The sequence below is a fragment of the Anabaena sp. FACHB-83 genome (assembly GCF_014697485.1).
In the GTDB taxonomy this organism is placed as follows: domain Bacteria; phylum Cyanobacteriota; class Cyanobacteriia; order Cyanobacteriales; family Nostocaceae; genus Nostoc_B.
Window position 1 is genome coordinate 218801 of the sequence record NZ_JACJRY010000001.1, and the last position, 14363, is coordinate 233163.

The window sequence follows — 14363 nt, forward strand, 5'->3', positions numbered from 1 at the left end:
TGAGCAAAATCTGAGTTTGGTAATCTGGGCAAAAAATCAAGCGTCATTTTGCCAGTCGAAAGTTTTTTACTCTTCAATTGGCTGATCACTTGCCTTTACTGCCACCCGACTGTTTGATTCTCTGCTGTCTGTGGGTGCAGTTGTCGAAACCATCGCGGCCATTAACTGTTCTAGTCCTACCTTGAAAGGTAAACGGTGAATATCCGAATTGGGTGCGAGGGAAATTTCGGCTGCGGTTTTTAACTCGCTCAATTTAATGTTGCCTAAGCCCAAATCATCTAATTTTTGGGGCAAGCCAATCTCTGCATAAAACTTCAACAACTGTTGCCTAGCAGTGCTGGCTAACTGATTACCCAAAATCATTTCTTCTAAACGCAGTTGCACCAAAATACCAAATGCGACTTTTTCGCCGTGGATGCTGGTGTGTCCGGCAATGTGAGTTAAGCCGTTGTGTACAGCATGGGCAGCAACGGTGCGACACTGCGCCCCACCCAAGCCGCCAATGACTCCGGCTAGTAAAACGGTTGCATCCACAACTTCTTGCCAAACTTCACTGCCTGGTTTTTCTAAAGCCTCGGCTGACTTTTGGAATAAAATATCGCGTAAAACTCTGGCTTGTTGGACTGCGGCAATAATTAAAGTCTGTTGTAAATGTCCACTACTCACCGAGGCTTCGTACCATTTAGCGATCGCATCCCCAATGCCAGCTACTAAGGTGTGTTTTGGCGCTGTGGCAATCAAATCATAGTCCAGAATCAATAAATCAGGACAGCGAGACAGCGCCACATCATACAAAAAAGCCCCTGTCTCAGAATATACATTAGAAAGGGCTGTCCAAGCTGCACAAGTAGCGGCGGAAGTGGGAATTGTCACCATTGGTAACTGCAACTGAAAAGCAACTAGTTTTGCAGTATCCAATGCTTTACCGCCACCAACACCAATAATCATGTCGGCTTTGTGTTCTTTTGCCGCCTTCCTTAAAGATTTCAAAGTGGCTTCTGAACAATCTGCACCATAAGAAGCTTGAGCAGTATGCAACTGTTGTTGCTCTAAAATTGGTTGTAAAGTATTTTGAGTCAGGGCTAGAGTTTGATTGCCTGCAATTATTAAAGGACGACTGCCTAACAGGGCAATCTCCTCTGGTGCTGCTGACAAGATTCCAGATCCACGGATGACTTTTGCCGGAGCGATCGCCAGTGCCGATAATGAACTAGATGTTTGAGTAGACAACGTAGTAGCTGATTGATGGGGCATATAATAACTAGTTAGGCAAAACCTGAATTTGTATTGATGCTAGTAGGATTACATAATATTTATAGAAGGCAGTCGCCTATCAACAAAACTCACCATCACTTACGAGCAGCACCCACTAAACATTTTTCCATTGATGAAATTAGTAAGTAATATCTTAATCTAAAAATAATCTCTATTGTATAGTCAAATACAAAAAAAATTGATGTCTTCCCTAACACCAAAATTAGACTTTGCTGTCAGGGAATATACTTATAAATTAGCAAAAAACTGAAATAATCTAGCGCAGGTGGGTTTAGTTTGTATAGCCCCAGACTAAAGTCTGGGGCTATATGCTTTTTTCTTTTTCCCCCTGCCCCGGTTGGTGAGCGAAGCCGAACCACTGCTCCCTGCTTACTCTTTGAGTTAGAAGTCCCTAAGCCGTAGGCTTTGGCAACTGAGCAAATTTATCTGTGTAAATCTCAACTGACATATTCGCATCTTCCCGTGAAGCCAGATTGCGTTTAATTTGACCAAGGTAAAGCGGTACAGAAACTCCAGGTTCAGGATGTACCAGAGTACGAGCGCGAATTATTAGATAATTGTCGCCTTGTTTACCTAAACGACCATAGGAATATAAATTACTGGCGGCTTGACGCAAAGTTGCTTCTAAAGCTGAAGGGGAAATTTTGGGATTAATGGAAATTACTGTTTGCGTAGAACCATTATCATAAACCAGCGTATATTTTTCGGCTCCCGGAATCACTGTGCGACTTAAGGGTACTAAAGATAGAGCAAATAACCCGCCTGTTAGCACCAGCATAAAGCCAGTTGTACCTACCAGCCGAAAGCGAATGCCCCATTTAAAAATAAAAGCCAGTATTGCTAAGGCAGCAAATACTAAGGTAGCAATACCCGACCACTGGGTGTATTGAAGAAAATCAGCTGTTGAGAACATACAGATTGGCTACTTTGGTGTCTTAACACGATTTACAGACACACCCATTTTACCGATTACTTACACCCCATAACTGATGGAACTCTTTGAGAGAGTCGCTATTCATCAGATTAATAGCCTCATGCTGCAAGTTGCGATCGCTATTCCAGTCCATAGCTAATAAAAATACGCTTATTTGCTTGATATTTATTGGTTATAGATTATACTGCCAATAATAATTTCTTTGATGTTGACCTTGATCAGCTAATGTCAGCATTTAAAGAGAATCTTTTCTGCTAGATAACAGACTTGTTTTATCAAGCTAGAAGACTAGCCCTTGCAAAATGTAACTTTGAGCCATAAAAATTGACCTAGCCTATGCTGCAAGCTAGTAAATAGAACACCCATAAAAGCTTATATTTTTCAACTATCATTTGAAATAAAATAATTAAATACTTAGTGTATCTTTTTAGCTAGTATCAATTATAGCTTTGTGTATTTACCCACTATTTCATCTACTAAAAGCAAGAAAAATGTATAAAGATTAAGATATTTCATGATTTTTTGATACTTTTTAAGTAAGTATTACCTGTCTAAATTAGTAATATGTCAGAGTATCGTGACAATATCGTAATAATGCTGAAAAAATAAGTAATTTAAAATGCTAGTATTACTTGTATAAAAATAAAATTTTTATCAAAAGAATAAATTTAATCGATTTATTAAAGCAATTCATTAAATCAATTTAGAAATACTTAGATGAATACAGTATTTTATCTTACACTGTATCAAAAATACATAATTTGACTTAACTAATTACACAAAATTACTGTTATCTTTTATTTAAAAGTATTAAAAAATGATGAAACAAGTTAAGTCTTGAGTTTAAAACTTCGTTAAACAAAGTCTCAAGATGTGTTCGATATAGTGGCATAGACAAACAAAAACAAGCTTTACACTGTGTTTCATGCAGTGTAAAAACCAAGGTGCTGTTCATTAAAGTTTCGACAATACTCTAGCAAATCTAATTAATTAGTGAGTTTATTTTGGTAGCTATTGCTGAATATTTAGCTACTCATTGCTCATAGCTTAAAGCTGGCTCTGCGTGAGACTATTTTTATATACGCAGATATCAAATATTTCTCTGCAAAATTAACGTGTATTTTTGCAGCTATTTTGTTATGGCTGCAAAGTAAATTAAGCATGAATAAGAGTTAAATATCTGGTTTATAGCTGCATAAATTAGATGCTGCAAGTATTGTGAGTGCAAGTGTCAATCTCCGAATTAGCCACTGTCTAAAGCTTCAGAAATCGAGAATTGATTACAATTGCAGAGGATTTATGGAAAAGTTGGTTTTCCCCGATTTATACTGCCCATTTCCTTCTCAAACTAATAAATATGTAGATATCCTAGAGGACTATGCTTTTGAATGGGTACTAAGTTTTAACCTTTTGTCTAATGAATCAACATATCGGCGCTTCACTAAAACTAAATTTTTCTGGCTAACTTCATGTGCTTATCCTAACTACAAACTGGAAGAACTAAAAATTGGGAATGATTGGTTGAGTTGGTTATTTATCTGGGATGATCAGTGCGATTTATCATACTTAAAAAATCAACCTGAAGAGATGAAAGTGATTCATAAAAGATTTATGGAAATATTTACGGGGGCAGAGGAAATAACTAGTACAGATATACCTCTTACCCATGCCTTATATGACTTACGACAACGTATGATTAAAGTGTGGGGTAATAGGTACTTTCATCTTTTAGTACCTTGCCTCGAAGACTATTTCAATGGATGTGTTTTACAAGCAACTAATCACTTTAGAAAAACCGTACCTGATCTTGACACTTATGTCAAAACTCGTAGATTAAGTGTAGCAGGGGATTTGATGCTTGCATGGATTGAATATTTTAATGGGTTGAAGATTCCTAATATCGTGCGTAAGCATAAAATTTTAGAACAGATTAACGAGAAAACAACTAACATTTTTGCTTGGTGTAATGATATATATTCATTACCTAAAGAATTAGCTAGTGATGATGTTCATAATCTAGTACTGGTATTGTATTATCAGAATAAAATTTCTCTGGAAGAGGCTATTAATCGTGCCATAGAAATGCACAATCAAGAAATTCAAACATTGTTGAAATTAGAAGAATCTCTTCCTTCATTTGGAGAATTGATAGATGCTGAGATTAAAAAATATTTATCAGGGATACATGAATGGATACGTGGTAACTATGATTGGTCTAAGAAGACAGACCGCTATAATTCTGTAGAAAACCTAGATTTAGTTAAATGTTAAGGTAATTCACAACATTTAAATTAGACAATATAAACAGATGCTTCTGAAAACAAGGATTGTACTATCTTATCTGATATTGTCTAGTGGTTAATATCTCAATCACTTTTAAGCAGATAGATTAATATACATTCCTAAATTTTCCTTTTTCCGGATAAATGGATATTATTCCATAACAAAAGGGAGAATATCAACACAATTTCAATAGGAGAAATTTATGCAACTACCTAATCCTCTAAAAACCCCTTCGTTTCTTCAGAAGCTTCAATGGGTCGTAGATCCAGTAAAATATCTGGAAAGCGCAGCTAGGCAATATCCTGATATTTTTACGGCCGAAATCATTGGTTTTGGTGACACTATTGTATTTGTGAGCCATCCTCAAGCAATCCAGAAAATTTTTGCCAATGAAAATAATCAATTTGCCGCCCCTGGAGATATGAACAGAACTTTGCAACCATTAATAGGAGATTCTTCTCTCATTATGTTGGATGGAGATCGCCACAAAAAGCGACGACAACTCCTAATGCCACAATTTCATGGTGATCGGATGCGAGTTTACGGTGAATTGATTTGTAACCTTACAGCAAAAGTGTTGAGTCAGTTATCCATAGATCAACCTTTTACGGCTCATACTACTATGAAGGAGATATCCTTACAAGTAATATTACAAGCTGTATTTGGTTTGTATGAAGGAGAAAGATGCCAAAAACTTAAGCATCTATTGCCTAAATTTCTATCGAATGTTTTTGATTCACCTCTTGTTTCTAGCTTTCTGTTCTTTCCTTGGTTACAAAAAGATTTAGGTTCTTGGAGTCTTTGGGGAAAGTTTCTGCGTGATCGCCAGGAAATTGATCAACTCATCTATGATGAAATTGCTGAACGCCGAGCGCAACTTGACGTAGAACGCAAAGATATTCTTTCTTTACTGATGTCAACGCAAGATGAAGCCGGAAACTCTATGACAGATTCAGAATTGCGTGATGAGTTAATTACTCTAATGATTGGTGGATATGAAACTACAGCGACTTCAATAGCTTGGGCGTTATATTGGATTCACCATAAGCCTGAAGTTCGTGAAAAACTTCTCAAAGAATTGGATACTCTTGGAGATTCCCCTGATCCAATGAATATTTTCCGATTGCCTTATCTGACATCTGTATGTAATGAAACTTTGCGAATTGCTTCAGTGACAATTTTCACATTACCCAGAGTAGTCAAAAAACCTGTTGAATTAGTTGGTCATTCTTTAGATCCTGGTACAGTAGTTACGGGAGCTCAATATCTCGTTCACCATAGAGAAGATATATATCCAGAATCTCATGAGTTTAAACCAGATCGCTTTTTAGATCACCAATTTTCCTCATCAGAATTTATCCCATTTGGTGGTGGTGTTCGAGGTTGCGTTGGTAGAGCTTTAGCTATGTTTGAAATGAAGCTAGTGTTAGCCACAATTTTATTAAACTATCAACTAGCACTCACTAATAGCAGACCGGAAAAGACTATACGCAAAGGTACTAGCCTTGCACCAGCTAATGGAGTCAGGATGATCATTAAAAAACGGCTTTTACCTCAAAAATCACCAGTATCTATAGTAGCTACATCTGCTTCTTAGCCCAGTCATCTTACTGGTTAATTGGTATTTCAATCACAAACTCAGTTCCTTTACTGGGGGTAGAATTACAAATTAACTGACCCTTGTGTTTATCTACAATCACCTGATAACTAATAGATAATCCCAACCCTGTACCACTACCAACAGGTTTTGTAGTAAAAAATGGGTCAAAGATTTTCTTCTGAACTGCTTCAGTCATCCCACAACCATTATCAGCAATACGAACTTGCAAAGTATTTGAGTCTTTTATACCAGTAAAAATACGAATTTGAGGTCTATCAATATTAGCTCTTGAATCATTCACAGCATCAATGGCATTACTCAAAATATTCATAAATACCTGATTCAGTTGACCAGCATAACAACTGATTTCAGGTATTTTTGCATATTCTTTAATCACTTCTATTTCCAAAGCATCACTTTTTGCTTTAAGTCTGTGCTGTAAAATCATTAAGGTGTTATCAATACCTTCATGAACATCAACAGTCTTCATTTCTGCCTCATCCAAGCGTGAGAAGTTACGCAAACCTAAAACTATATTGCGAATACGAGAACTACCCACTTCCATAGAATCAAGAATTTTTAGCAAATCTTCAGATAAGAACTCCACATCAATTTCTGCGATCTTTGCTGTCAATACATCAGAAGGATGAGAACATTCTTGCTGATAAATATTTACTAAATCTAGCAAATCTTTGACATATTCACTAGCATGAGCAATATTGCCATGAATAAAGTTAATTGGGTTATTAATTTCATGAGCAATTCCCGCTACCATTTGACCCAATGAAGACATTTTTTCGCTTTGAATTAATTGGGTTTGTGTGCGTTGTAGTTCTTGCAATGCTTCTTGCAGATGTTGATTTTTATTGTTTAGTTCTTGGGTTCTAGCTTCTACTTTTACTTCTAAGCTATGGTTATATTCCTCTAAGTTTTGATTTGCCTGGGCTAGATTATTGTAGAGTATGGCATTTTCTAAGGAAATAGCAGCTTGAGTAGTTAGCAGTTTTAAAACTTCAATGCGATCGCGGGTGAAGGCTCCAGTAGTTAGACTATTTTCCAGGTAAAGAATGCCCAGCAATTTACCTTGATTTATAATCGGAATGCACAAAAGGCTTTTAGGCTTCTCACTGAGAATGTAGTGGTCTTCCGCTAAGAAATCAACAGTCTTTGCATCATCAACTACAAACACTTCTTTGATACGGTTAACATATTTAATCAAAGTAATGGGAATATCATTACTAGACTCCGCATAAATCGATGGCAATTCTGTAGAAATAGCTGCAAAATTCTCACTAGAACTGAGAGCTACGACCCTTAATTCTGAGTTATGATTTCCACTTAAAATCAAAGCAGATTTAGATGCTCCGGCATTTTCCATCACAACTTGCATTAATTTAGACAGCAGTTGATCCATCTCAATTTCTCCAGAGAGTGTTTGAGAAGCTTTGATCACAGAGGCTAAATCTAGTGATTCCGAAATACTTGTTTTAGAGCCAAAGAAGGTTGGATAATTACTTTGAGTTGATAGAGATTGATAAGTAGGAACAGTGATTCTGTCAGCTACTTGAAAACTCAGTTTTTCTTGCTGAAGTATAGGCATAAGTAATTGAGGATAGCGTTTTGCCAAATCATCAACTTTTGCTTTTGCTCCCCAGCGAACATAGCAATAATAAGCATCAGTGAGATAGGTTTGAGCGATTTTCTCTTTGCCCCATTCTAAATGGAATCTAGCTGCTAGTTCATTAGCCAGAGCTTCTTCATTGATATATTCGTTTTCTTTAGCAAGAGAAATAGCACGTTCGTAAGATTCGATCGCTTCGAGATATTTACCTGTAACTCGATGTTTTTCAGCCTCCACCAAGTAAAATTTGTGCAGGTAATTCATCGGGGCATGATGCGCCCAGTTCTGCATCTTTTCTTGATTAGCTTGTACCTTAGCCAAAATATGTTCTTGTTCAAGACTAACTAAGTTAGCATATACAGCAAGCTGTATTAACGAGTCATAAAAATGGAAAAAAGGAATGGCTACTTGTCCTATACTTCCATCCAAATACTTTTCTGCTAAGAGGGTATTTTCTGATGCTTGTGAGTAATCTTGAAATAAATACGCCAAATATAATTTACCTAAATATAAAGATAGGAGTCCGATTCTGTCATTAGCGGCGAGATGGATCGGTAAATTTTCTTCTTCATTGTAAACTTCGCCAATTATATAACAGGGATTTTCTCCATGACCCAACAAATTTAAAATAATTTGTTGATATATATTATTCCAGACACATGCTCTTTCTTGGTTAATTTGATTGAGAGCGTTGCTATAATTTGCTAGTTCTTTCTCTAGACCTGCTAATTCTCTACCTATGAAATATGAACAATTGGAATAGCTATAAATGGCATAAGCTGAATATTCTAAATCTCCATTTTCTAATCCAGTAGAATAATCTTCTAATAAATATTTTAATCTTTCCTTGGGATGCTTTTTCCAATGCCAGATAACAGCATTAAATATGGCCGTTGTTTTAGCTTTGATTGCTTTATTATTAAAATTATCCAATAAACTTGTAGCAAGTTTACCAAATTCAAAGCCAGATTCAATATCTCCTACTAATCCGCAGAGTATTAAAGCATAAGTAACGTATGCGTGAGCGGACACAGAAGCATTACCATATTTCAGTGATAAGTTGATTTGTTTAAAGACAATTAACAGAAATAGCACAGGAGCAACTGCATAAGCCATAGGAACAGTAGTTGATAGCATACGCATGGCTATAAGTGGCGAAATTTCTGTCATTTCTGGTAAATCAATTAAATCTTCAATTTTTTTACCAGTCATATTTGACATGATTTCTGCTATGCCTAATTGCACATCAGATTGACTAGGATTTTGCGGAAATTCTACACCTAGTTGTTGTAAAATATTGAGTGAAATATTCACAGCGTCTGATACTTTATTTTGTGCGCCGTAAGCTTGAATTTTGACTTCATAGACTTTTACTTGCTCTAGCAGAGTGTTAGCTTGTGCTAATACCACATTAATTAATTGCTCCATCTGCTCAAATTCCCCAGCTAGGTATGCTGCTTCTGCTGCGGTTTCATACAAAGCTAACGAAAGTTCATATTGTGTTTGCCAGCTATCAGATGAGAGGAGTGAGATTCCTGTTGTTAAATACTTAATTGCTGCTGCATAAGCTGTTGAGCTTAAAGCTTTACGTCCAGCCAAAAAATTCATTTGAGCTAGTTCATTACGCTGTTCCTGCTCGGTAATGAGTTCTAATGCAATATTAAATTGATTGACAATCTGAAAAATTTTATCTTCACGCTCTGCTACTGGGATGCTGTTAAAGAGTAACAAGCCAATTTTTAAATGAGTTTCCTGCTTTTGACTTTCCGAAATTAAAGAATAAGCAGCTTGTTGCACCCTATCGTGAATAAATTTGTATTTCGGAACTGCAAAACTATTGTTGAAAAGTTCTGGAGAGTTAGTAATTTCGAGATTTTCTGCTGATTTAGAATAAGTTTGAAACAACTTATAAACATCAGTTTGAGGCAAAATGATGCCTTCATGTAAGGCTATCCATAAATCTGAGGCTGTGTCTACTACAGATTTTTCATTGACGATCGCCAGAGTTTTTAAGTCAAATTCATGTCCAATACAAGCTGCCATCTTTAATAGATTCTGTGTCAATGGTGGCAATTTTTCAATTTGCTGTGCCATAAAATCGACAACATCATCAGTCAGCACTAATGCCTGTATTGCTGCCAAATCATACTGCCAATGACCTAAATCAAAGTTAAATTTAATTATGCTATCTTGATGCAGCGATTTCAAAAACTGAGTCGTAAAAAAGGGATTACCTTTGGTTTTAGCAAACACCATTTGACTCAGAGCCATAGACATTGCTTGAGGGCAATATAAAGTATCACTAATTAAGGTATTTAAGTGAGTTTGATGGAGAGGAGCTAGGGTAATCTGATTAATCTTTGCTCCTGCTTGCTCAATTTGTTGCAACGTTAAGCAAAAGGGATGTGCTGGATAAACTTCGTTATCACGATATGCACCAATTAATAAAAAGTTTCCTTCTGTTGGGATAACTTTCTGGTCAGTATCATCTTCCCAAACTTCTTCCTCAAATACAGGGTTCCATAAATTATTTTTGAGTTCAGGCGTAACTACATTAGATTCTTTATTACTGGTTGGAGTTTGACTCATTAAAAGTTGGATAAACTTCAAAGAAGCTGAGTCTGCCCATTGTAAATCATCCAAGAAAATCACTAAAGGATGTTCTTTAATGCTGAATACTTGGACAAATCTTTGAAATAACAAATTAAATCGATTCTGAGCAGCAGTTCCAGAAAGTTCTGTAACTGCTGGCTGTTGACCAATAATTTGTTCTAGAGCCGGAATTACATCGATAATTACCTGGGCTTGTTCACCTAATACTGCCAGAATTTTGTCTTTCCATCGGCGAATTTGACTATCAGTTTCTACTAAGATTTGTCCTATCAAATCTTGAAAAGCTTGGACTAATGCTGATAAGGGAACATCTCGTTGGAATTGATCAAATTTACCTTTAATGAAATAACTACGCTGTCTAGCAATTGGTTTATGTACTTCATTGACTACGGCGGTTTTACCAATTCCAGAAAAACCAGCGACGAGAATCATTTCTGTAGTACCTTTAGCAACTCGCTCAAAGGCTGCAAGTAAGGTAGCAACTTCTTTCTCTCGTCCATAGAGTTTTTCGGGGATGAGAAAACGGTCAGAAACATCTTTAGTTGCTAACTCAAAGGTGGCTATATTACCGCTTGTTTGCCATTGCTGATAGCAAAGTTCTAAGTCATACTTGAGTCCGTACGCACTTTGATAGCGGTCTTCAGCATTTTTAGCCATTAATTTGTTGATAATGGCTGATAAAATTGGCGGATGATTGGGATTAATTTGATGTAAGCTTGGTGGTTGTTTCGCAATATGGGCGTGAACCAACTCCATCGGTTCAGTGTTGTTGAAGGGTAACTGTCCGGTGAGAAGTTCAAAAAAGGTGACACCTAAAGAGTAAAAATCACTGCGGTAATCAATCCCACGGTTCATTCTACCTGTTTGTTCAGGAGAGATATAAGCTAGTGTTCCTTCTAGTACGTTGGGGTTTGTCAGGTATTGAACTTCTCTTGGTAGGAGGGTAGCAATACTGAAGTCAATAACTTTGATTTCTAAAGTCTGGGGATGAATGAGTATATTTGCGGGTTTAATGTCTTTATGAATGATGCGATGACGATGTAAACCTTCTAAAATAGATGCGATCGCAATAGCAATAGGAAAAAATTCTTGTAGGGTAATCCCAAACTCTTGTGTAGCCTTATTATATCTGCCCCAATCTTTGAGCGATAGTCCGCCAAAGTCCTCCATGATTAAGGCATAGCGATTGCGATAGTTCTCTAAACAAAGATGCTTGATTATTCCTGGTAAATTGAGATCCTTCGTGATTGTATATTGATTCCGAAATTGAGCAATTTCACTGAAGGTAGGATATTCATTTCGGATCAGTTTAATTACTACTGGTTGTTTGTTTTGTTCTTGAATTCCTCGATAAACTAGGGTCTTGCTACCAGAATAGATTTGTTCTAAAATTCGATAACCAGCCAAAGAGAACACTTTATCAGATAATGCTAACATCGCAGTTATAGTCGAAGTATTTTAACTGCGCTTAGTATTCCCTTAAATTTGCCTTGTTTAACATCAAAATAATTTTTAACAATTATACTGTTATTCTCTTTTCTCCAATATTTTAGGTTTCATCTAACGATATTATGAAAATATTTATCAAGTACGAAGCTGTGTAAAGCTCTGTGAGAAACACCTTAATCTAAGGAGACTTTATTTAATCTCTTATCTGATTTTCCGGGAAGGTGGGAACTAAAACTATTTTATAAATTCAGCGCAAGTATCAGACAGGCTATCATATCAGTTTGAACCAGTATTCATATTTGATTATTACAAAAATTCAGTATCTTTAAGGTGAGCATTCACTAATATATCTTAGGTTAATCGAGATTTTTACTGAAAATGCCCACCCTACTTATCCAGTACTTACGCAAAAATTCCCGAAAAGCTTAATTTATCAAACCGCTAAGTCGCCAAGAACGCCAAGAAATCGTAGAGTCTGCGTAAGTCCTAATTATCTCAAGCTCTACAGTAGTTTATGGCTTCACCAAAGCGAGAATGATACCAATTAACGAACCTAAAAGCAGCACCATTCCACTCATAGTAGTAATGGCAAAACCAATCATTCGTTTTTCTGCGGCCTGATAGTATCCCCAAGCGTAGACAATACGGCCTATGAGCCAAATAGCACCAATTACTGCCCCCCATAATGGGTTGATGTAAACAGAAAACAACCATAAGCCAGGGAGAAATAAAATAGTTTGTTCTAGAGTATTTTGCTGAACTCTTAGTACTCTTTCAAAATTGGGGTCGCCTGTCATTTGGGGAGGCATAACTTTATATTTTGCCCTAGCTCGACCGACATTAATTGTGATAACTGAGTACAGCAGTAATGTTAAAGCAGTGATCAGACTAGTCCAAGGTGACATATTCAAATCCTCATCGCTCATCAAAGTATAATTCTTACCTATGCTTTAGGAACAGCCGCCGGGAAACTCAATATGTTGATATAAAAATTGAGCGATCGCACCAGTTCTTAGAATAGTGTTAAAATTTGAGAAAAATTTTATAGATATGTTTTAATCTCTAAGGTTTAATTTATTTTTACTTGCCCAAGTATATGACTAATCATGTTATGCAGAAGCTCCAGCAAAATTCTCATAGTTTGCTGATGATGAGTGAATCAGAATCTCCCTTTGAAGTGTTTTTTTGGTCTGGAGAAGGTCAAGAGAGTTTAACTAATCAAAAACTTCTTCAGCTAACAAATCATCCCGCAGAAACGCCCATAGAAATAGTAGAACTAGATTATTTTTTTCGTAACTTAGCTGAAGAAAAAGAATGGCACGATGAAATTCAAAGACAAGATGTACAGAAATTTAAATCCTTAGTTCAAACACTCAAGGAAAATCTCTCAGATATCAAAGTTTATCGTTTAGGGAGGATAGATATTGATGTCTATATTTTTGGTAAAACTCCTGCTGGTGATTTAGCAGGAATTTCGACAAAAGTTATTGAAACCTAATCTAGGTATAACTCGTAGGGTTGAACAAACTTCGCTAATGGTAAAAACCAAAATCATTATGTAGAGACGGTTAGATGTAACGTCTCTACTCCACTAATATACAAACTGCTGCAAATAATACACACTAAAATAACTGTGTATGAGTGCAACTAATTATCTTTATAAATTATCTACTCTAGCCTCAATCGTACTTTGAATAGAGGTAGAAACTTGAGAAAGGAAATCGTACCCAGTTCTTGATTCCAAAGTATCAACACTCACTCTATAGTTTCTCCAATTTGCGTTTCTGACACCTTGTACATTGGGTATATCAACAGCAATTACCCTAGTAGCATTAGTTACGCCACTAACTCCTAAACCTGGTCTGTCTAAAACTACAATAACTTTCCAAGTTCTGGCGGGAACCGTGACGCGACCATTATCAATAGTAGTGCGACTACCGTTTGATCCTGATCCACCAGTGCCGTAACCGCCAGAAATAATGTAAAGTTCTTTACCTTGAGCCACTAAACTTCTAGAATAATCTTCCAAATTTGCCCAGACACCCTGATTATTATCAGGAGCTTGAGGAATGATATTTGTCATTAAGAAGGTAGCAGAATTATTGGCAATTGTATTAGTTCTATCAGCAGAAGGAGCCATGTGTCCTCTGTCAAAGCCGCTACCTGTGTAACTAGTAGTAGTAACTCGATAACACCCAGAAGGTAAGGTAGTATCTGCACGGAAATCATCTTGGCGTGGCGCACTTCCTAACCATGATGAGTTTAATTGCCAACTTACCCAATTAGGGATTCCTTTGGCACAATTATGTGAGGTTGCATACTGAGGTTTAACTAATAAACGATTGGAAGTACTAGTAGTAGCACCACTAGGATTTCCCATTGTTAAATGAACACTGACTGAGCTTTGAGCAGTAAGTGGCTTTTGGGAGCTATTAAAGATAGCGAAAAACACTGCTGGTAAAGCAACAGGTAGAATCAGTTTAGCAAATTTAGACTTTTTCATTTGTGGTTATTTTTTTAGGCAGAACAAAATGATTTCTGTAGTCAATACAGAAATAAAAGAAGAGTTAGCGACTGAAATATAAATC

8 protein-coding genes are annotated in these 14363 nt (G+C 36.5%); 3 read left to right on the forward strand and 5 right to left on the reverse strand.

The features are described 5' to 3' along the window. Positions 1-66 precede the first annotated feature (66 nt). Together H6G79_RS00960 and H6G79_RS00965 are read right to left on the reverse strand one after the other, a co-directional pair. A complete protein-coding gene (locus H6G79_RS00960; protein WP_190587971.1) occupies positions 67-1254 on the reverse strand; it encodes an iron-containing alcohol dehydrogenase family protein in 1188 nt (395 codons plus the stop codon). Positions 1255-1666: 412 nt separating this feature from the next. Further along, complete coding sequence (locus H6G79_RS00965) at positions 1667-2188, reverse strand: Ycf51 family protein (RefSeq protein WP_190587972.1); 522 nt, start codon at positions 2186-2188, stop codon at positions 1667-1669. Between the two features lie 1320 nt (positions 2189-3508). On the opposite strand from H6G79_RS00965, the gene H6G79_RS00970 reads away from it, so the two are divergent. Both H6G79_RS00970 and H6G79_RS00975 read left to right on the forward strand, forming a co-directional pair. Next, the gene (locus tag H6G79_RS00970; protein ID WP_190587973.1) at positions 3509-4480 is read left to right on the forward strand and encodes a terpene synthase family protein; all 972 of its coding nucleotides are present in this window, start codon (positions 3509-3511) and stop codon (positions 4478-4480) included. Between the two features lie 214 nt (positions 4481-4694). Beyond that, on the forward strand, positions 4695-6089 hold the full coding sequence (locus tag H6G79_RS00975) for a cytochrome P450 (RefSeq protein ID WP_190587974.1): 1395 nt from the start codon (positions 4695-4697) through the stop codon (positions 6087-6089). A 10-nt stretch (positions 6090-6099) separates the two neighbouring features. Here the strand turns inward: H6G79_RS00975 and H6G79_RS00980 are convergent, their stop codons facing one another. Both H6G79_RS00980 and H6G79_RS00985 read right to left on the reverse strand, forming a co-directional pair. Next, positions 6100-11763: an ATP-binding sensor histidine kinase gene (locus tag H6G79_RS00980; protein ID WP_190587975.1), complete on the reverse strand. Its 5664-nt coding sequence runs from the start codon at positions 11761-11763 to the stop codon at positions 6100-6102. A gap of 524 nt (positions 11764-12287) precedes the next feature. Further along, entirely contained in the window at positions 12288-12680 is a 393-nt protein-coding gene (locus H6G79_RS00985) for an MAPEG family protein (RefSeq protein WP_190587976.1), read from the reverse strand. A 191-nt stretch (positions 12681-12871) separates the two neighbouring features. Between H6G79_RS00985 and H6G79_RS00990 the strand changes: the two genes are divergently transcribed. Next, positions 12872-13273 carry a nuclease A inhibitor family protein gene (locus tag H6G79_RS00990; protein ID WP_190587977.1) on the forward strand — a complete coding sequence of 134 codons (402 nt, stop codon included), beginning with the start codon at positions 12872-12874 and terminating at the stop codon, positions 13271-13273. Positions 13274-13432: 159 nt separating this feature from the next. On the opposite strand, the gene H6G79_RS00995 is transcribed toward H6G79_RS00990, so the two are convergent. After that, positions 13433-14278 (reverse strand): DNA/RNA non-specific endonuclease, encoded by an 846-nt coding sequence (locus H6G79_RS00995; RefSeq protein WP_190587978.1) that lies wholly within the window; start codon positions 14276-14278, stop codon positions 13433-13435. Between the last annotated feature and the right edge of the window lie 85 nt (positions 14279-14363).